Annotated in this window: 14 protein-coding genes; 6 read left to right on the top strand and 8 right to left on the bottom strand. The window is 36.2% G+C overall.

Annotated features, from left to right (window positions below; genetic code table 11):
* The first annotated feature begins 1 nt into the window (after position 1).
* The 4 genes from E7Z78_RS06090 to E7Z78_RS06075 all read left to right on the top strand — a co-directional run bounded on the left by E7Z78_RS06090 (position 2) and on the right by E7Z78_RS06075 (position 7160).
* Positions 2–1915, top strand: a complete 1914-nt coding sequence (locus tag E7Z78_RS06090; RefSeq protein ID WP_303724273.1) for a beta-CASP ribonuclease aCPSF1 — start codon at positions 2–4, stop codon at positions 1913–1915.
* A 94-nt stretch (positions 1916–2009) separates the two neighbouring features.
* On the top strand, positions 2010–3029 hold the full coding sequence (gene purM / locus E7Z78_RS06085) for a phosphoribosylformylglycinamidine cyclo-ligase (protein WP_303724272.1): 1020 nt from the start codon (positions 2010–2012) through the stop codon (positions 3027–3029).
* A gap of 26 nt (positions 3030–3055) precedes the next feature.
* Positions 3056–4084: an L-sulfolactate dehydrogenase gene (gene comC / locus E7Z78_RS06080; RefSeq protein ID WP_303724271.1), complete on the top strand. Its 1029-nt coding sequence runs from the start codon at positions 3056–3058 to the stop codon at positions 4082–4084.
* A gap of 244 nt (positions 4085–4328) precedes the next feature.
* On the top strand, positions 4329–7160 hold the full coding sequence (locus tag E7Z78_RS06075) for a hypothetical protein (protein WP_303724270.1): 2832 nt from the start codon (positions 4329–4331) through the stop codon (positions 7158–7160).
* Between the two features lie 43 nt (positions 7161–7203).
* Here E7Z78_RS06075 and E7Z78_RS06070 read toward each other — a convergent pair whose 3' ends face one another.
* Genes E7Z78_RS06070 through E7Z78_RS06050 form a run of 5 tightly spaced genes read right to left on the bottom strand, consistent with a single transcriptional unit; the run spans position 7204 to position 12285 of the window.
* Positions 7204–8988: a DNA-directed DNA polymerase gene (locus tag E7Z78_RS06070; protein WP_303724269.1), complete on the bottom strand. Its 1785-nt coding sequence runs from the start codon at positions 8986–8988 to the stop codon at positions 7204–7206.
* The gene (locus tag E7Z78_RS06065; protein WP_303724268.1) at positions 8989–10011 is read right to left on the bottom strand and encodes an AI-2E family transporter; all 1023 of its coding nucleotides are present in this window, start codon (positions 10009–10011) and stop codon (positions 8989–8991) included.
* A gap of 15 nt (positions 10012–10026) precedes the next feature.
* Positions 10027–10824, bottom strand: a complete 798-nt coding sequence (locus E7Z78_RS06060) for a dihydroorotate dehydrogenase electron transfer subunit (protein ID WP_303724267.1) — start codon at positions 10822–10824, stop codon at positions 10027–10029.
* Positions 10817–11722, bottom strand: coding sequence for a dihydroorotate dehydrogenase (locus tag E7Z78_RS06055; protein ID WP_303724266.1), 906 nt, complete (start codon positions 11720–11722; stop codon positions 10817–10819). Before E7Z78_RS06055 ends, E7Z78_RS06060 begins: the two co-directional genes overlap by 8 nt.
* A 20-nt stretch (positions 11723–11742) precedes the next feature.
* A complete protein-coding gene (locus E7Z78_RS06050) occupies positions 11743–12285 on the bottom strand; it encodes a glycosyl transferase (RefSeq protein ID WP_303724265.1) in 543 nt (180 codons plus the stop codon).
* A gap of 75 nt (positions 12286–12360) precedes the next feature.
* Here E7Z78_RS06050 and E7Z78_RS06045 point away from each other — a divergent pair, with 75 nt between their 5' ends.
* Together E7Z78_RS06045 and E7Z78_RS06040 are read left to right on the top strand one after the other, a co-directional pair.
* On the top strand, positions 12361–13512 hold the full coding sequence (locus E7Z78_RS06045) for an NOP5/NOP56 family protein (protein ID WP_303724264.1): 1152 nt from the start codon (positions 12361–12363) through the stop codon (positions 13510–13512).
* 3 nt (positions 13513–13515) lie between these two features.
* The gene (locus E7Z78_RS06040; RefSeq protein ID WP_303724263.1) at positions 13516–14157 is read left to right on the top strand and encodes a fibrillarin-like rRNA/tRNA 2'-O-methyltransferase; all 642 of its coding nucleotides are present in this window, start codon (positions 13516–13518) and stop codon (positions 14155–14157) included.
* Positions 14158–14721: 564 nt separating this feature from the next.
* Here E7Z78_RS06040 and E7Z78_RS06035 read toward each other — a convergent pair.
* The 3 genes from E7Z78_RS06035 to E7Z78_RS06025 form a co-directional block, all read right to left on the bottom strand.
* Complete coding sequence (locus E7Z78_RS06035) at positions 14722–15927, bottom strand: ATP-binding protein (RefSeq protein ID WP_303724262.1); 1206 nt, start codon at positions 15925–15927, stop codon at positions 14722–14724.
* A gap of 244 nt (positions 15928–16171) precedes the next feature.
* Positions 16172–18397: a right-handed parallel beta-helix repeat-containing protein gene (locus E7Z78_RS06030; protein ID WP_303724261.1), complete on the bottom strand. Its 2226-nt coding sequence runs from the start codon at positions 18395–18397 to the stop codon at positions 16172–16174.
* A gap of 176 nt (positions 18398–18573) precedes the next feature.
* Positions 18574–24129 (bottom strand): PQQ-binding-like beta-propeller repeat protein, encoded by a 5556-nt coding sequence (locus tag E7Z78_RS06025; RefSeq protein ID WP_303724260.1) that lies wholly within the window; start codon positions 24127–24129, stop codon positions 18574–18576.
* Positions 24130–24308: the final 179 nt, after the last annotated feature.

The following is a 24308-nucleotide window of genomic DNA, read 5'->3' as shown; positions in this document are numbered from 1 at the left end:
TATGACTTCAGATATTTTAGATGACATTAAAAAAGAGATTTTAAACAAACTACCAGATGAAATTCAAGTTTCAAAAGTGGAATTTGAAGGACCAGAAGTGGTTGTTTACACAAAAAATCCAGAAATTATTACTGAAAATGGCGATCTTATAAGATCACTTGCAAAAGAACTAAGAAAAAGAATTATTATCAGATCTGACAAAAGTGCTTTACTTGAACCAGAACCAACAATCAATAAAATTCATGAGATAGTTCCAGACGGAGCTGAAATTACCGATATCTACTTTGACACAGTAACCTGCGAAGTGGTAATTACCGCTAAAAAACCAGGACTTGTTATTGGAAAATATGGAGTTACTTCAAGGAGTATCGTTAAGAATACCGGATGGGCACCTAAAATCTTGAGAACCCCACCAATCAGCTCAGACGTTATTGGAAAAATCAGAACTATCCAGAAAAACAGTAGCAAAGACAGGAAAAAATTATTACAACGTCTCGGACGCCAAATCCACCAGGGAAGCAAATACCCTAATGACTGGGCTAGAGTGACTTCAATGGGAGGATTCAAAGAAGTCGGACGTTCATCAATGTTATTACAAACACCAAACAGTCGTGTTTTATTAGACTGTGGTGTTAATGTTGCTGCATCAGACAACAAGAACGCATTCCCTTACTTGAATGCACCAGAGTTTTCAATCGAGGAATTGGATGCAGTAATCATATCTCACGCTCACTTAGATCATTGCGGATTCGTACCATACCTGTTCCATTACGGTTATGACGGACCGGTTTACTGTACAACCCCAACCAGGGACTTGACAACCCTTTTACAATTCGATCACTTGGACATTGCTCACCGTGAAGGAAATCCTTTACCATTCACACAAAAGCATGTGAAACAGGCAATCAAAAACACCATTACACTAGACTATGGTGAAGTGACCGACATTTCCCCGGACATAAGGTTGACATTGCATAATGCAGGACACATCCTGGGTTCAGCAATTTCCCACATGCACATTGGAGACGGAGCTCACAATTTAGTGTACACTGGGGATTTCAAATACGAACCTTCAAGACTTCTTGAACCTGCAACCATCCGTTTCCCTCGTGCTGAAACAGTGATTATGGAAAGTACCTACGGTGGAAGGGAAGACGTACAGCCTTCCAGAAACAACGCAGAAAAAGAAATGATGAAAACCATCTACAAGACCCTTAAACGTGGCGGAAAAGTATTGGTACCAGTATTCGCTGTGGGAAGGGCACAAGAGCTTATGGTTGTACTTGAAGAGTACATGAGACACGGAATGATTGAGGAAGTGCCAATCTACATTGACGGAATGATTTGGGAAGCAACCGCTATCCACACCGCAAGACCTGAATACTTAAGCAAAGACTTGAGGGATCAAATCTTCCACATGGGCAGAAACCCATTCGTTTCAGACATGTTTGAGAAAGTCCAAAACCGCAACCAAAGAAAAGACATTGTGGAGTCAAAACAGCCTGCAATCATATTATCCACTTCAGGTATGTTGACCGGTGGAAACTCTGTCGAATACTTCAAATGGTTATGTGAGGATGAGAAAAACACAATCATATTCGTAGGATATCAATCTGAAGGATCCATGGGTAGAAGAGTCCAAAAAGGATGGAAGGAAATACCTCTTGAAGATGATGATGGAAGAACCAGACAGTTCCATGTCAAAATGCAAGTCAAAACCATTAACGGTTTCAGTGGTCACTCCAACAGAAGACAATTAATGGAATACGTCAAAAGACTCAATCCTAGACCTGAAAAAGTCATCACTTGTCACGGAGACCCTTACAAGGCAGTGGACTTGGCCTCATCAATTCATAGAAGCTATAAGATTGAGACTAAAACCCCAATTAATTTAGATTGTGTGAGAATACATTAAAAATTATTATATAGTATATAAAACAAAGATAGTAATGTGAAAATGTTGTAAAAATTAATACAACATTTATTATTTTTTTAAATTAGGTGTGATTATGGTTACTTATTCAGAATCCGGTGTTGATATTGATTTAGAAGCAGTCACTGTTTCTGCCTTGGCTGATAAACTTAAATCAACATTAGAATGTAGAGACATTATCACTGACAGTGGTCATTATGCAGCTTTAGTCAAATTAGGAGACAAAGGAATAGCAATGAGTACTGACGGTGTTGGAAGTAAAATTTTAATTGCTGAAATGATGAACAAATACGATACAGTCGGAATTGACTGCATTGCAATGGTTGTAAACGACATCCTTTGTGTCGGTGCTGAACCAATCGCATTAGTTGATTATCTTGCTGTTGAAAAACCAGACCCTGAAAGAGCAGCTGAAATTGCTGAAGGTCTTGTTGCAGGTGCAATCGAATCCAAAATTGCAATCATTGGAGGAGAAACAGCATCATTACCTGGAATCATCAAGGATTTCGACCTTGCAGGAACCGGTATCGGATTTGTGGATATTGATAAAATCATTACCGGTGAAAACATTGAACCTGGAAACGTTTTAATCGGTATCAACAGTAATGGAATTCATTCCAACGGATACAGTCTTGCAAGAAAAGCATTGTTTGACGATGCCGGATTTAGCGTTGACGATAAAATGCCTAATGGTGAGACAACCATCGGTGAAGAATTGATCAGACCAACTGAATTATATGTCAAACCTATAGTGGCACTATTTGAAAAAGAATACAATATCAATGGACTTGCTCACATTACCGGAGGAGGATTCACAAATCTCAGACGCCTGAAAAAAGGTGTGGGATATGACATTAACGACCTTCCGGAAGTTCCAGAAATATTTAAACTTATCTATGAACAAAACGTCGATATCAAGGAAATGTACAAAGTATTTAATATGGGTATCGGTTTTGTTGTTATCTGCGAAGAAGATGAAGCAGATAAAATCATGGGCACTTTAAAAGAATACTGTGATTGCCAAATCATCGGTAAAGTTACAGATGATGAAAAAATCACTGTAAAAGCTTTTGAAGGCTCTGAAATTGAATACTGATTTAATAACTAAGAGGGAGAGAAAACATGAAGATAATGAAAGATAAGGAAATGGCTCTTGTTAAAGAGATTTTAGCAAAACTTGGAGCCAGCGAAGAAGATCAGGAATTAGTTGCAGAAGCTACAGTCGATGCTGACTTAAAAGGATTTACATCACATGGACTTGGAAGATTCCCACAATACCTCATTAGTATTAAAGCAGGCACAATCAACCTAGAAGACAATATCACTATTGAAAAGGAAACCCCTGCAATAGCTTTGATTAACGGTAACAGCGGATTCGGACAAGCAGTATCCTACAAGGCAATGCAAATTGCAATCAAAAAAGCTAAGGAAGTGGGAATTGCATGTGTCGGAGTTCACAATACCAATCACTTCGGTGTTACCGGATTTTATTCTGACTTAGCATTAAGAGAAAACTGCATCGGTTTAGTTTTAGCCAACACTGACCCTGCAATCGCACCTTTAGGAGGTAAAGAGGCATTGATTGGAACCAACCCTGTTGCACTGGGAATTCCATCCGACTCATACATTACAGTGGACATGGCAACCTCCGTTACCGCTCGTGGTAAAATCATCGAATCAAAAAGAAAAGGATTGGACTTACCTGACGGTTGGGCATTAGACAAGGACGGAAATCCAACAAACGATCCTGAAGCAGCACTTGAAGGTTCAATATTACCATTCGGCGGATTCAAAGGTTATGCATTATCCTTATTGATTGAAATCTTAACCGGACCACTAGTAAAAGCAGGTTACGGACATGGAGTTACAGGTACAGCTTCACCAGATAAGGACTGTACCAAAGGGGACTTATACGTAGTTATTGACCCTTCAAAATTCGGTGACTTTGATGAGTTCAAGGCAGACACCGAAGACTTCATCTCACAAGTGAGAGCCACCGGTGAAACCGTTGCAATTCCAGGTGACCTTGAAGTCAAAAGGATTGCAGAAGCAGAAGCAAACGGTGTTGCAATCGATGAAAAATTATATGAACAATTAAAAGGAATCTGTGACGATTTAGACATTGACATAGACTCTTATGTTGAAGAATAGACTTATTCTTCATCAAATCTTTTTTTTTACAAACATCGATAGTAATAATTTATATATCGATTTCAAAATTAAATAATTCAAGGTAATATAAATTTTAACTTATAATCAATAAATCATAAGTGAATTTTAAATAATATAAAAATAAAAACTATAAATGTTATAAAAATCTAAAATTTTAGTACTGAAAATCTTAAACTTTTTTTCAATCAAATAAGATTTTCTTTAAACAGGAGGATAAAAAGTTATGAAACTTAAAAACTCTTATGTCTTATTAATGGCGATGGCAATATTCCTGTTAATAAGCATCGGATCTGTAAGTGCTAGTGATGATGTCGCTGCAGATAGTGACGTATTGGCAAGTGCAGATGAGAGTGTTGTTCTCACTAACGATATAGAAGAAGTCAGCGATGATGCTGTACTAAGTGAGGAAACACCTGAAAAAACTAATACTACAGTAACAGCTACAAGTGATAAGGAAAAATTCGGATATGATGACGAAAAAAATATCACAGTGACTGTTAAAGACAATAAATCCAACCCAATATCTGGAATTAATGCAAGTAATTTAACTGTTCATGAAGGAAAAACCACAGTAAACTTCACATATAACAATTCCATGATTAGCATACTAGATAAGTTAGCAGTTGGAACTCATAATTTAACTATTAATTATAAAGGAAACGATAATTATAATTCAAGTACAACCAGTTTCCTACTGAAAATATATGGAAATAAGACTCTAGAAGATGTTCCAGCAATTGTAGACACTAACGGAACAACAGTTGAAATCCCATTCACAATAACCGATGGGGTTGAGAATTTTACTGAGACTGACTCATCAAAATTCAATATTACTGATAGTGAAAATAATCAAGTATCATTCAATATTGATGGAAGTAAACTTATAATAAATAATATTGCAGTTCCACAAACTCTAACCATAAATTATACTGATAATGGTGCATCTAGCGTTAAAAAGGTTCAAGTTAAATATAAAACTAATGTGACTATTGTTCCAACACTAATTGAGATTAATGAGGGAGACAATGCAACATTCACCATAACAGTTTATGGTGCAGATGGTCAAAAAATCAATATCACAAAAACTAATTTGACTATCACAAAAACTGGTGCTATCAATAAATTTAATGAAACCACAGGTAATTTAACTTTAACCGGATTGAAAAAAGGAGTTTACAACCTTACAATCACATACAAAGGAAATGATGTTAACAATACTTCCAAAGGATATGTTTTAATCAATGTTCGTGGTGCTACTGAAATCAATACAAACGGCACTAAACTTAATGTGAATTCAACCAAAAAAGGTGAAGTTCAAATCATTAACATTACCAACGGAGTGGACAACTTTGATTTCACAAAAGATGACTTGAACCTTACAGTAACATATAAAGATGGTAATCAAACCAAAAACATTACCATTACTGAATGGAATGTTGTAAACGGAACTGTAGCATTCACTCTTGAAAACGCTAACTTCACCACTGCAAACTTAACTATTGCATACAATAAAACCACCATTAAGAACATTACCCTTAATAGAATCTATAATGTAATAATTGAAGCAGTGACCCTTGTTAACGAATATCAAGATGGTAACTTCACATTCAGGGTAACTGATGTGGATGACAGCACAACCTCATTAAAAGGTAAAAAAGCATCATTAATGATTAAGGGAAACATTTCAGTTGGTCACTCTGCAACAATTGGTGAAAATAATATAGCTTCATTTAAAACAGCTAACTTATACATCTTCGATCAAAGCGGTGGCGGACTCAGCATGAAACAGCTTGAAGTTGGAAACTATACTGTTGAAATAACTGTTTCAGATAATTTAATAGCTCAAAATCCTGATAAAAAACTTAATACTACCCTTACTGTTAAAAAAGCAAATATTAAAATAGAAATCGCTCCATACAACGAATATTACGGCAGCAATAAGAACGTTACAATCAAAGTAACCAATGTTAACAGTGGACTTGCAGTTCCTGGAATCATCCTTAAATTGTACATGCCTCAAACCAGCGGTCAAACCTACTACGTTCAAACCGATTCAAACGGTACAGGCAGAATCTCTGCTAAAAACCTTGTAGGTGGCGAATATCAGTTAACTGTAAGCAACAATGACACTAAAAACATTAACAATGCTTCCAATTCATCAACTGTAGTCGTTAAGAAGATCCCTGTTACAATCACCGCTAAGGATGCAACTATATACTTCAATTCAGGAGCAACTTCAACAATTACAGTTAAAAAAGACGGTAAGGCATTAAGTGGAATGTATCTGCTTGTAAGAGTATATGAAACTTCCAAAAAATACAATGATTACCTTTTCCAAACCAACAGTAAAGGCCAAGTTTCATTCAGTGCTTCATTAGCTGTTGGAAAACACAAGATTGTTATAAATTCTGCGGACAGTAGATATGATGCTAAGCAAGTTACCCAGACTATTACAGTCAAGAAAGCTAGTGCAAAAATCACTGCTAAAAAAGTAACTGATTACTACAAAGGTGTCAAATACTTTACCGTAAAATTAACTAACACTAAGAACAACAAACCAATCTATGACGCTAAGGTCAACATCAAGGTTTATGTTTCCAGCACAAGATACTACAACTACAACGGTAACACTGGAGCTAACGGTCAATTAAGATTAGCACTTGACACATTAAAACCTGGAAGTTACAAAGTTGTTGTTGCAGGTGCTGATTCAAAAGACTACTCCGCTAAACAAGTAACTTCAAAAATTGTTATCAAAAAAGCTCCAGCTAAATTGACTCCTAAAAAATTGACTGCTAAAAAAGGTGCTAAATCATACTTTAAAGTAACAGTCAAAAACAAAAAGACTAAAAAAGTAATTAAAGGAGTTAAAGTTAAAATTAAAGTATATACCGGTAAGAAATCAAAAACCTACACTGTTAAAACCAATTCAAAAGGTATTGCTAAACTTTTAACCAAAAAATTGAAAGTTGGAAAACATAAAGTAGTTGTTTCATCAGCTAACAAGTATGTTACCGCTAAAAAAGCAAAATCAACTATTAAAATCAAAAGATAAGGGAATTAATTTCTCTTAACCTTTTTCTTTTTTTTAAAAAAAATTAATCTTTTTTATACTTGGCGTAAAAACCGTCAGTATCAGCATATATTGCGTAAAACCCGAATTCTTCAGCTTTTTTTATTGATGATTTAATGTATTGCCTTCCCCATGAGGTGATTGCCTTTGCGCATTCAAAGGAATACCATCTGAAACGTGGGAAACCATAGATACCATACATTGTATTTGCCAGTCTCTTGATGGCCTGCTGCTGTACATTCAATGCAATCTTGAGCTGAGGGTCTTCAGTGGCTTTCATTTCACGCTTGATTCTGAACCTTTCCTGAAGGATCTTGTCAATAACGGATGGAATGAAACCTTGAGGTGATTTCCTGAACTTTATTCCATGCTCAGGTGAAATGTTATACTCCTCCTCGTTTTCAACCTCTCCAAGTTCCATCACGTCAGGTGAGATGTTTTTAGAGATGATGATGCTCGGATATAGGCTTCTGAAGTCGAACTGAACCAGGTTTTCATGAAGTCCCTTTTCAGGCTCCCTGACATATCCCCCTTCATTGTCATCGGCTGAGGCACGGTCTGCAAAATTGGACCCTTGCTTGTTTGGAACAACCTCATCATCGAAATAAGCTTGTTTTACCAAAAACCATTCTGCCTGCTGGCCTGTTGCCATACGGGACACGTCAAACAAGGGTTGTCCTATGATACGTGTAAGCTCTAAATTCAATGGTAATGTCTGTTCTGCAATCTTTAAAGTGGACACCACATCGTCCAGTGAATAGTCAAAGAGATTGTCAAGCTCCTCTCCGCCATTGTCCCAGAATTCATATATGCGCTCACCGGGCACATCTATCTTTTCCTCGCCGAAAAGCTCATAGTAAACCCTTTCCAATGTATATCTGTCAAGGGTCATGTACCTTCTCATTACAAGGTACAAATCAACATGAATCAATCCCTTGAATGAAGCGGCATTGGCATATCCTCTTCTGATGAATTTGACATCTGACCCGTCCATTCCAATGTCCAGGTCAACTCCAAGTATCTTTGCACGGTCCTTGAGGTATGGGAAGTCGAAATTGTCTGAATTGTATCCTACGATAATGTCGACATTGTTGTCCTTGATGAGTTTAACGAATTCCTCAATCATTGCCTTTTCTGATTCCACCTGATTTACAAAATCATCCTTTTCCGGAGAGTTTGTCTTTGTTGAGATGACCTGATTGATTCCGAAATTGCTTGAAACCCCAATCATGATTATCTCATCCTCTTCAGAGTTCGGCATTCCGTGAGGGTTTCTGACTTCCAAGTCAAAGCTCATTATCCTGAAATCCTGAGGATACTCAGGCAGCCTTTCAAGAGGTTGTGTGAGTTTTATTATCTCAACATCCTGCTTTGATGAGTCCAAGTCAAGGAATGAGTCAATCTTATCGCCGACGGCAACGACTTCAGTCATTGGTATCACGTCACGGTCCATCAGGTACCGTCTGTAGAACGGAATGTCGAATTCCCTTATTTGAATTACTGATTCAAGATCCCTTAATGCGTCCCTGTTTTTTGCCAGTTCCTGAGGATGCTTGAATGTTACCTTGATGAACTCGTATTCCACCTGAAAGTCCTTCTTGATTACCTTTTCGACTTTTGTCACATCAAGATTATCCTCGATTTCGGATATGCACTGGTCAATGTCATCGCTTACAACATACAGGTACGGTTCAAACGTATCGTCGATTAAAACAATGTTCTTGTCCCCATCCTTTGAGAACAGTCTGATTACTGGCTTATTCTCGTAAGTGACATAATCAATGTCCAAAATTACAACATTCCTTTGCATCTATGCATCCTCCATCAAATATTCCTTTCTGTAATTGTCCAAAACCGTATATGTTATTCCCAAAATCAGCGGTCCGACAATGAATCCAACAATTCCATAGACAAGCGGACCGGAGAGGAATCCTATTAAAAGTATCAATGGGTGAATGTCGGCATAATGGCTTGAAAGTGCCGGCCTTATGTACATGTCTATTGTGCTTAGGAAAAATCCAAAAAGAAGTACAATTACGGCTCTTGGATAGTTTCCGGACATTATATCCATAAAGAACAGTATCCAGTATATCGGCCATGGCCCAAATACCGGTATCAGCTGCAGGATTCCAGTGATTACTCCTAAAAATATTCCATAAGGATATCCAAGGAGTGAATATCCTATTGCTGCGAATATTCCTATTATGACTGAGGTGAGGAAGTGACCGTAGAATATGCTTCTCAAAACATCCTTCACTGATTCGACTGTCTTGTCAAAGAAGTCCTTTGAATCGTCGGGAACGAATGACCTGATAAACGCAAGGCACCTGTCACCATCACGGACAAAGTAGAAAACTGAACACACCAGTATGAACAAGTCCAAGGTAATGTTCATTAGGCTTCCTGCAAACTTGACAAGATAGTTCAGGGCATAAGATCCTATTTCACGGATTGATGAGTTTAGCGTTGTGGAAATGGAATTGATGTCAAAACTGCCCGGCAGGTAGGATGTTACTGATGAGATTGTTGCGTTAATGTCCTGATATGAGTTGGTTGCAAGAAAACCAGAAAGCATTCCTGTCAGCTCAAAAACAATATATGCAACCAAAAGAATCAGCGGTATCAGTATGACAACCATCGCAAGAAGAATTGATACTGATGAGTATTTAAGCTTGGACTGGACTTTCCTTGCAACCGGCCTGACCCCATAAGCCAGGATGGCACCCAGTACAACCATGTTCAAAACGGGAAAGACAAACATCAGTGAAACTACCAATAGGAATATTACCAAAAGTGTTGGTGGAGTCAAGTATTCCTTAATGTCAATTCCCATTTTATCCAATCCTCATCAGTGCTTGACGCCTGCTGCGTCCCTTCTGTATTTTGCAAATTCAGTGATCTGTTCAATCTTGTCGTTTTCAAAAACAGGTCCTTCCACACATATTCTCCATCCTTCGCTGTCAACACAGCACTGGCCGCACACTCCTAGTGCGCATTTCATATATCTTTCAAGGGAATATTGTGCAGGAATTGATGACGCTTCAAGAATCTCAAAGATTCCTTTCATCATTATCTCAGGACCACATACAAATGCATAATCATAAGTGTTATCTTCAAGCAAACTGCTGAGACAATTTGTTGCAAATCCCTCAAACCCGAAACTTCCGTCATCAGTGCATGGGTAAACGTCAATGCCCAAGCTTTCAAGTGAGTCCAAGAAGAGCAATTCATCTTTTGTCTGGGCTGCGGAAATGACACTTACATCATTATTCTTGGCCAAATCAGTGGCAATTGCATTCATAGGAGCCATACCAACTCCTCCACCGATGGCAATGACTTTTTTGCCTTCAAATGAATTGTCGAATCCGTGTCCGTAACTGCCTCTAACACCGATTTGGTCACCCACTTTCAATTCATGAAGTTGTGAGGTGAACTTTCCAATGTTTTTAACGGTAATTGCCAACTCATTATCATTGATTTGTGAAATGGACATTGGCTTTTCGTTTTCGAAATTCCAAATCATGACGAATTCACCAGGATTAGGCTTACCGAGTGTTTCAAAATCCCAATCGAACTTGAAAGTCTTAATAGTAGGAGTCTCTTCAATAATTTCAGTTATCTCAACTATTTTAGGTTCGTTAATCATGTGCAATCCCCACCATTTCATCTATTGATCCATAGCCTTTTTCTGCCATGAATTTTTCCAATCCTTCATTAATCCTGCTGAATACTTCAACGCCTTCATCCATTATTGCTGTTCCTATCTGCACTGCACGGGCTCCTGCAAATATGAACTCGACAACATCCTCGAATGTGTATATTCCGCCGACACCTATCAGTGGAATGTCAACTGCCTCGTAAACTGAGTAGACGTTGCGTATTGCTATTGGCTTGATTGCCTTGCCGCTCATACCGCCAAACTTATTTGACAATACTGGTTTAGCAACATCGATGTTGATTTTCATTCCAGGACCTAAAGTGTTGATTAAGGATAAGCAGTCCGCTCCAGCATCCTCACATGTCTTGGCGATTTCAGTGATGTCTGTCACGTTAGGTGTCAGTTTTGCAATGATTGGCACGTCACTTGCATCCTTTGATGCTGAAACGATAGTGTGTGACAAGTCACAGCTCTGACCGATTGAAGCCCCGTATCCGTCCATCGCATGAGGACATGAGATGTTAAGCTCAATCATGTCAACGTATTGCTGAACTTCACCCACAAGGGTTGAAAACTCATCAGGTGTTGCCCCATATATTGAAGCAATAACTACATTGTCTTTCCTTTCGATTTTCTTCAATTCCTCCTTGAAGTTTTCAACTCCCGGATTTGAAAGGCCTATTGCATTTATTATACCCCCGTCAACCGCAACGGTTGTAGGGTTTACATAACCTGGATGAGGATTCAGTGAAAATGACTTTGACACGACTCCTCCCGCACCAGATTTTAAAATCCAATTCATTGATGAGGCATTGCTTCCCATTATTCCCGCTGCCAGCATCAATGGATTTTGAAATTCCACTCCACAAATATTTGTCTTTAACATGATATCAACTTTGTAATTAATTATTTATTAGTTTTTGTAAGATTGTCAATGATTTCTTGATATTTTTCATTTTGCAGTTTCAAACTGATTACATTGGTTTTGTTGGATTTGACTATTTCTTCATTTGCTTTTGTGAGATTTGCAATCATTTCATCCTGTTTATTGATGATTGAGTCCTTTTGGTTTAGCAATTCTTCATACTGTTTAGAGATTTTTCTAAGTTGGATTTCCAGTTCCTCGGAATTTGACTTGATTTGGGTTTTATAATCGTCAATTAGGGATCTTAAATATTTAACCTGGTCCTGCTTATCCTCAATTATAGACTCCTTTTCGGCAATCTTTTCAGACAAGTCATCCAGTTCCTTGATTCTTGCCTTATCGTAATCTATTTTAGTGTCAAGCTTGTCTTCCAGGTTTTTCTTTTCATATTTCAACTTGGTCGAATACAGCTTAAGCTTGTTTATTTCCTCGTTTTTGCTTTCAAGCTCCATCGACAGCTCATCAATTTCCGCATTTTTCAGTTCAATCTCATTTTTCAAATCTCTAAAACTTTGTTTTGACATAATTAAAACCTATACAATAATTTAATTTCGATAGTATAAAAATACTTATTAAAAATAAAATGAATAAATTATCTCATGGAATGCTATATAACTTATTGTGTTAAAGGATATTTTGCTTTTAACGGGGAAAACGAGCTAATCTCCAAGAAATTATTTCCAGAAGATGAGATAATCAACAGATTGGCTGAAATTAATGATAAAAAAATCGTTAAAGAGGAATTGGACATTATCAGTGAAATCAGCGAAGAGTATGACGAGATAATAATTGAATCCAATAAGCGCTTATCAGATTATGACAATGCCAAACTCACCATCAAAAATCCAAATCAGGGTGGAGAATACCTGAGAAGCCATTATGACGAATTCGGATTGGATGATGAGGAGATTACCAAAATATATCAAAGCTTTGCGATTTATAAAATCAAAAAGGAATCTGCAAGCGAAGACAAGCACTTGATTCAGGCAATCAACTCAATTGATGAGATTGACGAGTCAGTTTCAAAGCTTATTGAAAGAATCAGAGAATGGTATGCATTGTATTTCCCTGAAATGGAAGTTGTCAGAAACAATGAAACCTACATCAAGCTGATTTCAGAAAACGCAAGCAAGGACGAGATTGTAAAAGCAAAACCAGAAGCATTCCCAAATGACATTATCGATTTAGAGGATGACATTAACCCGCAGGATTTGGAGATAATGAACAATTATGCCAAATCCATTCATGAGCTTCAAAAAACAAGAAGAGACATTGAAGATTACATAGACTCAAAAATGGAATCCATTGCCCCTAACTTGAAACTATTGGTAGGATCAACATTAGGTGCCAAACTTATTTCTCATGCCGGTGGAATAAGACGCCTTGCAATGTATCCATCAAGCACCGTTCAGATAATGGGAGCTGAAAAAGCATTGTTCAGGCATTTGAAAAGCGGAGACAGGCCACCGAAATATGGATTGATTTATCAACATCCACAAGTGAGAGGAGCAAAATGGTGGAATCGTGGAAAGATTGCCCGTATGCTTGCAGGCAGAATATCACTGGCCGTTAGACGGGACGTCTTTACAAAAACTTTTGATGAAAATGTTTTTGAGGATTTCAAAGCACAAGTTGAAGAAATAGAAAAGAACAATCCTTTTCCAACAAAAACAACCAAAAAAAGAAAAGAAGAAAAGTCCAAAGGTAAAAATAAGAAGAGAAAAGGTAAGAAAAAAAGGAAGAGGAGGTAGAGCATGAAAGTTTATTTCAAAGACGGCAATGTTGCAACAAAAAACTTGACTCCCGGAATATCCGTTTATGGAGAAGAGTTGATTATGGAAGATGAGGAATACAGAATATGGAATCCTAGACGTTCAAAATTGGCTGCAGCACTTTTAAACGGATTGGAAAATCTGGACCTCCAGGAAACCTCAAAAGTTCTATACCTTGGTGCTTCAACAGGAACAACAGTTTCACACATTTCAGACATTGTAACCGAAGGAAGGGTTTATGCCGTTGAGTTTTCACCAACAACCGCAAAGAAACTGGTTCAGCTTTCACGTCAGAGACCTAATATTGCTCCGATTTTAGGTGATGCAACCAAACCCAAAGGATATCTCAACATTGTTGAAAAAACAGATCTTGTGTACTGTGATGTGGCTCAACCTACACAGACCGAATTGTTCATGAGAAATATGAACCTATTTTCAACCGATGATGGTGTTGGTCTATTAATGATTAAGGCCAGAAGTATTGATGTTGTTCAAAAGCCTAAAAAGATATTCAAGGAACAAGAGAAGAAATTGAAGGAGAAAGGTTTTAAGATTGTTGAAAAGGTGAAACTGGAACCTTACGAAAAAGACCATATTGCATTGTTAGTGGAAAAAAATTTTTAAAATAATTGACTAAGTTTACAAGGGATTTTTCAAAAAAAAATACATTAGAGAAATGTAAAAAAATACTACAAAAATTGCCAAAAAGTATTACTTAGATACTTGTCAAAATATATCAAGCTTTTGCTACCTCACTAATCTAATATTTTGAATTTCATTATAAATAAGACTTGATGCAGTGAAAATCAATTTCACTAACCCAAATACATAATCCCCATGAAATTATTAAAAAAATATAGTGCAATCCACATCAACATGAATAAAAATACACGACTTGAAAAGACAATTACAATAATAAAAAATATTGTTAATGAAAAGGCAGGATTATAAAAAAAGTAGTTATTTAATTAATTACTAAATCAATTATTCGATAGGTTCGAATCCCAAGAAAAAATAATAATAAAAAAAGAGATCAACTGCAATGGCAGTTAATCTGTAATGTCTTCACTTTCCTTTCTCCCGTATCCGACAACAAGCAGAATCTCACACGCCACCGCAAGAGCTATGGATTTTAAAATACCACTTTAAATCTGCCCATAGACTTAATTAATCAGCATCATATTTTTTTTAAGTTAAAACTTCACCTTCATTTGCCTTGATCATGAAATATGTGAAGTACAAAATATTGCTGAATTCATATTCCCCACTGTTTTTAACACCTTTTGAATTCAATATGCCGATTTTAATCATTTTTGCTAAAAAATTGCTTAAAACACCCTTTTCATCATCGGACAAATACTCCTCCAATTCAGATTTCTGAAAACTGTAAATCTGATGCTTGCCCAATTTCAAAAGAATATTAATGTAATGTTTAGATCCTATCCTATTTAAGTCCGGACGTATCTGTTTGCTTCCAAGTTCATTAGCCGCATTCAAAACTCCAATTGTTGCAGTTTCCTTTGTTATGATTTCACCATCTGATTTCCAAAATACTGCATCACCAATATGCTGCATCATTAATGGGGACCCTTGAGAAAACAAAACAAGCAGTTCCAGCGCATCATCTTCACATTTCATACCCACACTATCAAATGCATTGATGAAAAATTCACGAACATCAGTATTTTCAAGACTGCTAATTTCCTCATGGTGAAATATCCTGCCGAATGACAAGTCCTGCAAAACAAGATTGTCGAATTTTTCCGGATACCCTGCAAATAGAATATATAACGGCAAGTCAAATGAGCTGTCAACTTCAATTGTGTCTGCAAATCGTTTATACCAGTTTACAAATTCTTCCTGCTGGGACAATCCGTTGATATCATCAATCACCAAAAAGATACAATCATAATCATCAAACTCATCATTAATCAACTCATTTAATATATAATGAAAACTGGCCACCAAATCTCTTGATGTCTCCTCATCCGGCTTGAAACGGATTTTAGTGCCCATGAATTCAACGCTTTCAATACTTCCAAACAACCCTTCAAAGTTTCTTTCAAAAAATCCTCTTTCCACATTATTCAGGAATGCTTCAAATATGGAAGTTACAAGATTTTCCAGAGAATGCTGACCTTTATTGGAAACATAAATACCTAAAGCATTTTTATTGTCTTCAAGATATTGCTTGACAAATTCTGCAAGAGATGTTTTACCTATCCCTTTTTTTCCAGTCAAAAAGAAATGCTGCACATCACAGTTACAGGCATTGTTATAATATCTTAAAATCTTTTGAATGCTTGCATGTCTTCCTTTAAAAAAATACGGAGAAACTGGCTTACCTGGTTGAAATGGACTTTCACGATCAATGCTTAAATCAAAGTTCATCATTTTATTCCTCCAAAAATCTTTCCTAAATATCAATATATCTAATAAAATATTAAAAAGTTTTGAAAGTGCGACAGTGTGTAAAATCACAAAAGCATTTATGAATGGGATGAACCTATCCAATTTGAAAAAATCATACAAAAATAAATCAAAAAGTTAATATAAAAATCAAGTGTTTGCTTAATCGTAAAATCAATAATTCGATGCTTTTGAAAAATACAAAAAAAGAGATCAACTGCCATGGCAGTTAATCTGTAATGTCTTCACTTTCCTTTCTCCTGTATCCGACAACAAGCAGAATCTCACACACAACTGCAAGTGCAATGAATTTTAAAATATCATCAGGACCATTCTCCACAATATTCTTGCTAATCTCATAAGCCTTGCTTGAATCCTGTGATGCACCACTGCTTCCCGCAGCACCCGCTGAAGAAGCAGCACTGGAAGACCTTCCACTGACAGCCACACCATCAACACTCGGAGCATCACTAGAAGTAGAATTCGAAGATGCCACAAGATTATTATACGAATTACTATTGCTTCCCTCGTTATTGAATGAATTCACGGTTTTAACATTATTTCCCTGATTTGTTTTGCGTGACAGGCTTTCACCATTGTCACCGCTCAGGTCCGGAAAACCGTTATATCCATTGTCACCATCAGCCGCATCCGGACTGTGGAAACCACCAGGACTATTGCCGCCGGTGTTTATTGAGCCCCCACCATTGTTTCCCGGAATCAAAGGATTGCCACCAGGAAATCCCGGCCTTTGAGGTGCAATGCCGCTGCCGTTGATTACATTGGTTCTGCCGTTTACGTTTTCAGGCGGAACATATACAAACGGATCACCGCCGTCAACCTCATCGCTTTGATGCTCCAGACCATACTCGAATATTGTGATTACACGGTTTCCAGAAAAGTCATTGTTCCTGGACTCATCAGTATCCGCACCAATAGAATCACCACGCTTGAACGGATCATAATCGGTGTCAGCATACTTGTCAGTACGCACCAATGTATTATTGGTCACTGTGGTATTGTCCGCATCAAGCATATGAGACACGTAGTATCCGTCACTTATAACAGTGTTGTTGATGACCCTGTAAGTGTGTGTGCTGTCGGTTTTCTGCGAATATGAAATACCATAAATGTTGTCCTCCCATTTGACCTCACCGGTATTGTGAACCTCAATGATATTGTTCATGATAATGTCATTATTGTCCTGTGACTCAATACCAGCCACCAAAGCCCAGCTGTGGTTTCCCGCACGACCGGTGACATTGATGTAGTTGTTGAGTATTGTAATGTAGTTGTCACCGTTGAAGTTATGGGAATATATACCGATATTCGGACCGTTGCTTTTGGAGTAGAGATTGTTATGCTGTATCAATACACCGCTTGCAGGACCGGTCAACTGTATTGGATATGCAGTACCCGCAGCATAAGCACCACCTGCAGTTCCAAGACGAATACGGTTGCCTTCAATTAACAGGTTATCAACCCTGTAGCCGTCCAATGCATACAGGTAGTTCGCCTCATCCTTATATGTAATGTCATCAATCAATGTGATTACATTATTGGTAATGTTGCAGTCCCTGGAATCGCAGATGAACACTGCATCCAAAGTAGGATAGGCGCACTCCGGTCGGACATTGACATTGGTATTTACAACATTACTGTTGAATACCAGATTATCGCAATTGGATATTCCCACCGCCAGACAGAACTCAGAGTCCAGGTCTGCAGTGGTACCCCTGAACGCAACAGTATGCAAAGGCAGATTTGCATTTATTGTATTGTTTTCGAGTATTGCATTTGGCGAATATTCCATCCTTATACCATAGACACGACCCTCAGCACGGTTATCACCATTGATGCCGACTGTAGTGTTGATTATTTTCAGGTTATTGATTAGTGAGTATCTGGTTCCCTGTGAATAGATTCCGTAGGCGCTGGTGTCACGTGGAACATTAAAGTCAATGTTCACATTGCTTATTGTAGTGCCACTTGCCCTCCAAAGGTCAATGGCCGCATAATCATTATCCTCATCGCTTTCAGTCAAACAGAGTGTCAGATTGTTCAATGTAACGCCGGTAGACTCAATGCTGAAAAAGGTGTTTTTCAATGTATGATTGTTGCCGTTTATTGTCACATTGTTTGCCCTGATTGTCAATATGCCAAGATCCTCCATATCCTCGGATATGAACAGGTTAGCATATGAGTAAGTGGACTTCAAGGTTCCCCTTACAAAATAATCATCGACGTTGTCGCTTGTGATATTGAACACCAAATCCTGAGAATCCGGATTATCCATAATGGATTCATCCTGAAAACTGCTTGAAACATCAACTTCCGTTACATTGACCTGTAGAACATCCGTTGCGTTTTCATCTGCATGAACACCATTCAATACCAAAAACAATAATACTAATGAGATAAACATTAATCCGACAGGTTTTCTTATCTTTCTCACCTCCCACACATTCACATTTTTTTATAAAACTATTTTAATAAATATTAAAATACGATTTAATTTTTGTTTGAAGTAGAATATAAAATTTAGTAAAATGAGGTATGTGAAAGGTTATTTTTAATTAAAAATGGTGTTTAGAAAAAAATAAAAAAAGAAATAGAGATTTATTAAAATCCCTATTTAACTGTTATTTTAACTTTTTTACTGCTTGCCTTGTAGTTTTTGTTTCCTTTGAACTTAATCACTGCAGTGTACTTGCCTTTTTTGGTTAATTTTTTAAGGTTGAATGTTGCCTTACCTTTAGCATTGGTTTTTGCAGTGTAAGTTTTCTTGCCAACCTTAATGGTAACCTTAACTTTACTGATTGCTTTTTTACCTGCCTTCAAAGTAATTGAATACTTTTTAGTTTTCTTAGCCTTTTTGAATGTTTTCTTTTTAGCAGTGATTTTAGAAGCAACAGGAGTTACTTTAGCAGGAGTTACAGGAGTTTTAGCAGGTTCTGTGACTTTTAAGGTAGTGTTTGCAGTAAATGCAGCATACTTATCATCACCAAGATACTTATAAGTTAATACCTTATCACCAGCACTTAAACCAGCAATATCCACATTAGCAGTACCGTTAACCACATCAGCATAGTATTTCTTGCCGTCAACATCAACCAATAAGATACCGTTAGCATCACCAGGTAAAGTAATAGGCAAACTAATAGCAGATCCTGCAGTAATGCTTTCAGGCGGATTCACTTTGCTTTCAGGAATTCCTTTAGCAACATTAACTGATTGGGTTGAAGTGTATGATGGATAATTACCTTCATAAGCCACAGTGATTTCATGTTCACCCGCAGTCAAGTTTTCAACAGGATATGCTGCAGTACCATTAACAACTGGCACAACAACAGTAGTGTTGCCGTCAATAGTGATTGTCAAGTTACCGGTAGCGTCACTTGGCAAATCAAGACTGATAGTATTGTCAACAGTATTCAAATCATCAACAGGAGTGATTTTAGGAATTACTGTGATGTTGACATCAACATGCAAACCGACAGGATTTCCCTGATAAACCATGTGAAGAGTATAATTGCCAGGCTTGAGGTTAGATAATTTGAAAGTCGCGCTACCGTTTACAACAGGAGCACTAATCGGATCTTTACCATCAATTTCAATGCCCAACATACCTTCAGCACCATCAGGCAAGACCGCTACCACATCAGCATCACTATTATAATCAATGTCATATTTCTCAAGAGCAATAGTGAAGACATTGAAAGTTTCGGATGTTTCATTAGCACTGAATGTATCGTCACCGGAATAGACCACTTTAACAATATGAACACCAGCACCTAAAGTACTAATGTTATATGTTTCCTTAACGTCAATGGTTACAGGTTCCAAATCATCAATAGTTATTGTAATATTACCAGTGGCAGACTCATTCAAACCACTGATACTAATTGAAACATTATCACCTAAACAAACATCATTGACATTGATTTGAGGAATACTTTCATATTTTATAATTCTAAATGTAGGTGCACCATCCAAATTGCCTATACTAGAAATGGACTTATCTGCATAATTACCATTAGATGACCTGAAAACATACCAGAACCAATATTCATGTACACCTAATTTATCATCAAATATAAGAGTTACTGTAGCATTATCAATATTTACATTTTGTTTTGCAGTAGCAGCCTGATTATGATTTTTATTTGCAAGATTGCAGATTTCAAAATATCCTTTAACATCTTCTGGTACAGTAACTGTAACTATAATCTCATCACCAACATAAATAATCGGATTAACAGTTACAGTAATATCCGGAGTAGCTTTACCCACAGTTAAAGTTTTAGAATCACTTGCACTACCATACCTCTCACTACCAGTATAACTAACACGGAGAGTATATGATCCAGCATTCAACTTATTATTGAATGTAGCATTAGCAAAACCATTGGTGACTACTGCAGTAGTGGAATTAATAACATTACTGCCTTGAAGAATAGTGAAAGTCACATTTTCATTATTGATATCTTCTTTTAAAGTAGCGTTGACATTAATTACATTATCACCATAAGTAATGGAATTGGTTCCATTAATTGTTAATTCTGGGTCTGATACAACAATAACATTAAATGGAGTTACTTCAGATAATTCAACATTATCACATGAAATGCTAACCGGAAGTTCACCAGATTTAGTTGGAGTGTAACTTAATCTATAAAGACCAGTAGTTTTATCAAAACTTGTAGGAGTTATAGGTTCACCATCATCAAGAATGAATTTTAATGCAGAAGAATAAATGTGATTGCCATCTTCATCCATTAACTCTGCAAAAATATCTCCTGGATTATTTAAAGTTAAATCACCATTAGTAAAAACATTGAAAGAAACTTCAGAATGCATTGTTCCATCACTTATTGTAATTGGTGCAACAGAATCGAAAGTATTATTTGTTAAATGAATATCCGCATTAACAGTAATCGCTAAATTGTAATTAGTAACAGTACAATTTTCAAAATTACAATTAGTTACAGACACTAACTTTACATTTTTTTTTTGAGCATTTCCAATAGATAAAATGTTTTGTGCACTACAATCAATAAATTTACAATTATCAATTTTTATATTATTAGTAGTCTCCTTATTTGGCATTGATGCGATTAATATAATACATGCAGTGTTGCCTTTTGAACTCATATCTTCAAAAGTACAATTTTTAAAAGTTATATCCTGACTTTCCATGATACTAAAAAAACCAGTTGGAGTAACAAAACCTGAGCCCGCAGTAAATTTCAAATTTTCTAAAGTTATATTATTACTATAATAAATATTTAAGAAGGCTCTTTGTTGACTCGCTGCTGTTTTAGTTGTAACAAAGTTTATAATTACATTTGCAGTACCATTTGGCTTAATAATAATATTTTTTTTTGCTCCAGATGCTTGAGGTCCACCACACCATACAATTGTGTCTGTGATATTATATATTCCTTCATTAAGATAATAAATAGTATCAGATAAAAACTCATCTTGGGACAATTGTTTCGGATTAAGATATATAATATTAAGTTCATTTTCTAATATCTCGTTTGAAGTACTGCCTAATAACTCATTACTAGAAATAAATTGATTATTTATTGAAGACGGCAATGAATTAGTTGATCTTAAAAAAAATAAATTTATAGAGGAAGCAGATAATGCGTAAAACGTATTATCTGTCCCAATATAAATAACACCATTCTTAATTAATGGTGTACCTAAAATAGGTGAAGAAGCATTGTATGTGTAAGTAATTTCAGCATACCAATTAAAATAATCATAAGTATAAGGACATATTACCCAAAAGATGCCTGCATCGTCACCAATATATAAGTTGCCATCATTTCCAACTGCCAACGCAGAGGAAACTGGATTGAATTGATAAATAGAATATGCTGCACTAGAACTAAGATCTGCAAGATAAACCTCACCATTAGCATTAACAGTATATAATGTAGCATTATCATTACTAATTGCTAAAGTACTGCCAACATTACCTCCAACAGCAATATTCTCTACAACATCACCACTAGCATTCACACCACAAATGTGGTTATCACTTGTTAAAACATATATAATGTTTCCACCAACAGCAGGTTTACCAACAGTATTAGTTAAAACAATACTGGAAGCATTAGTGGTTAAATCAACACGCATTAAACCATTAATGGTATTTACCCAAAGATAACCTCCATTAAGAATTGGTTGTGAAAGTAAAGCTTGACTACCATACTCAACACCAGCAATATCTAAAATACTACCAGTATAAGTATAAACACCGTCAACAAGTTTTACAACTGCAATCCACGCATTACCACTAGCACCATAAGGATATTCGCTACTTACATAAATAGTATTTCCATCTATTGCAGGAGCATAGTAACTGGAAGCTTGATACATATTACTATCTGGTTGAATTTCACTACCATTTATTGGATTAAACATATAGAATTTATCCCATGCACAAGGAGCAATCAAAACACCATTATGCAAAGCCAATTCATGGAAATAACCTGCACTAGATGAAACATTCCACAATAAATTACCATTAGTAATATTTAAACAGTAAATTGATTGACCATTAGGCACATAAATCCTATCACCAACTACTAAAGGAGTGCCACCTAAAGCACCTTCAAGACTAGCATTCCACAATTGATCACCATTAAAACTATCAGGAACAATTATAGTACCAGAAGACCCATTAGTATCGTTAGTTGTATTTTCTTCACTAGGAACTACATATTCACTAATGTCATGGAAAATATTGTGAGTTCCATTATCCACACTTAAATAATCTTTATTATAAGCATATATTGAGCCGGAAGCATTATTTTCGCCCCAAAATTCATTATAATCATATGATAAAAATGCTTTATTTGTTCTTTTAGTAGTGTAGTGATATGCTATATCATTACCTTCACTTGCAGTATTATTTACAAATTGACAATTATAAACATTTAAATGGCCAGCACTACCTGCGAAAATAGCACCACCCCGACCATAAGCATAATTGTTGGTAAAATTACAATTATTAATGGTTGTTGTTGAACTTCCACTACTAATTGCACCACCATTAGTGGCATTTGCTTTATTATTTTCAAATCTTGAATCATCTACAATTAAAGTACCTGATGCAACAATAATTGCTCCACCATTACCTGAAATACCAGTGTTATTAATGAAATCACAATTTTCTACAATAATATAAGGAGCACTACCTTGGTAAAATCCAAAAATAGCACCTCCACCCCTATTTGTTGTTGCATTATTGCCAACAAAAGTAGAATTAACAACTCTTAAATAACTGTAGGTACATAATGCTCCACCATTCCACCCTGCAAGATTGTCTTTAAAGATAGAGCGGACAACAGTAGTATTGGCATTTGTATGTGTGTGTATTGCACCTGCCCACCAGGCAGCAGAATTATCTTCAAATGTGGAATCATAAACAGTCAAATGACCGCAGTTATTTATTACGCCGGGTTCAACATTTGCATAATTATTTTTAAAGGTACTGTTCCTAACAACCATATGAACATTATTGACATTAGTTTCATGGTAGTTACTTAAGGTACCATAACTTGTACTGCATTTTTCAAAAGTACAATTGATAATTTCACAATAACCATAGTTTAAATGGACCACAACCTGTTTTGTTGAAGTTGCAGTTATATTTTCAAAAGTACAATTATCAAGAATATAATTTCCATTTCCAGCAAACTTCATAAGAGTGTTACCTCCACAGTTCTGGAATTTAATATTTTTCAAAGTTATTGATAAACCACTTCCAGTTGATAAAAAAAGGATATCACTATAACTTGCAGCATTACTTGAGCTAGCTCCACCAATATATGTATCATCGGAACCAACAATAGTTACATCGTGATTAATAGTAATTTGACTGCCTGGAGTTAAATTAGACTCAATATTAACAACATCCGGACCACTACTTCCCCCTACTGCACTAGCCAAATCATTCCAATTATTAACAGATGTTGGATTTGAATCAGCCAGCACATCACTTTTTTCTACACCAATATTATCATCTAATGATTCATCTACAGAAATTACATCATCTGCATCAATAGTTGATAACTCACTTATATCATCAATGTTTTCGGCAGAAACACATGTGATTCCTAAAAGAAACATGATGAAAATTAAAGAAATTAATATTTTACGAAACTTCATATTATTTCTCCCTTATTCTTAAACATCAAAATCCAATGCAAAATAACCCATTTTACATCAAACAATTAAATTTTATCATTAGAAAAAAAATTATCAAACCCCATAACCTTAATCAAATATAGTTGATAATTATTCTAATAAAATATTATTTATAGTAAAAGATATATAAAGTTATCTTG

The sequence above is a fragment of the Methanobrevibacter thaueri genome (assembly GCF_015062915.1).
In the GTDB taxonomy this organism is placed as follows: Archaea; Methanobacteriota; Methanobacteria; order Methanobacteriales; family Methanobacteriaceae; genus Methanocatella; species Methanocatella thaueri_B.
This window is presented reverse-complemented; position numbering and strand designations above follow the sequence as displayed.

Bases quoted from the DNA above. Each gene is read 5' to 3' on its own strand.
- E7Z78_RS06090 (WP_303724273.1), top strand. From the start codon at position 2: ATGACTTCAGATATTTTAGATGACATTAAAAAAGAGATTTTAAACAAA.
- purM (WP_303724272.1), top strand. From the start codon at position 2,010: ATGGTTACTTATTCAGAATCCGGTGTTGATATTGATTTAGAAGCAGTC.
- comC (WP_303724271.1), top strand. From the start codon at position 3,056: ATGAAGATAATGAAAGATAAGGAAATGGCTCTTGTTAAAGAGATTTTA.
- E7Z78_RS06075 (WP_303724270.1), top strand. From the start codon at position 4,329: ATGAAACTTAAAAACTCTTATGTCTTATTAATGGCGATGGCAATATTC.
- E7Z78_RS06070 (WP_303724269.1), bottom strand. From the start codon at position 8,988: ATGCAAAGGAATGTTGTAATTTTGGACATTGATTATGTCACTTACGAG.
- E7Z78_RS06065 (WP_303724268.1), bottom strand. From the start codon at position 10,011: ATGGGAATTGACATTAAGGAATACTTGACTCCACCAACACTTTTGGTA.
- E7Z78_RS06060 (WP_303724267.1), bottom strand. From the start codon at position 10,824: ATGATTAACGAACCTAAAATAGTTGAGATAACTGAAATTATTGAAGAG.
- E7Z78_RS06055 (WP_303724266.1), bottom strand. From the start codon at position 11,722: ATGTTAAAGACAAATATTTGTGGAGTGGAATTTCAAAATCCATTGATG.
- E7Z78_RS06050 (WP_303724265.1), bottom strand. From the start codon at position 12,285: ATGTCAAAACAAAGTTTTAGAGATTTGAAAAATGAGATTGAACTGAAA.
- E7Z78_RS06045 (WP_303724264.1), top strand. From the start codon at position 12,361: ATGGAATGCTATATAACTTATTGTGTTAAAGGATATTTTGCTTTTAAC.
- E7Z78_RS06040 (WP_303724263.1), top strand. From the start codon at position 13,516: ATGAAAGTTTATTTCAAAGACGGCAATGTTGCAACAAAAAACTTGACT.
- E7Z78_RS06035 (WP_303724262.1), bottom strand. From the start codon at position 15,927: ATGATGAACTTTGATTTAAGCATTGATCGTGAAAGTCCATTTCAACCA.
- E7Z78_RS06025 (WP_303724260.1), bottom strand. From the start codon at position 24,129: ATGAAGTTTCGTAAAATATTAATTTCTTTAATTTTCATCATGTTTCTT.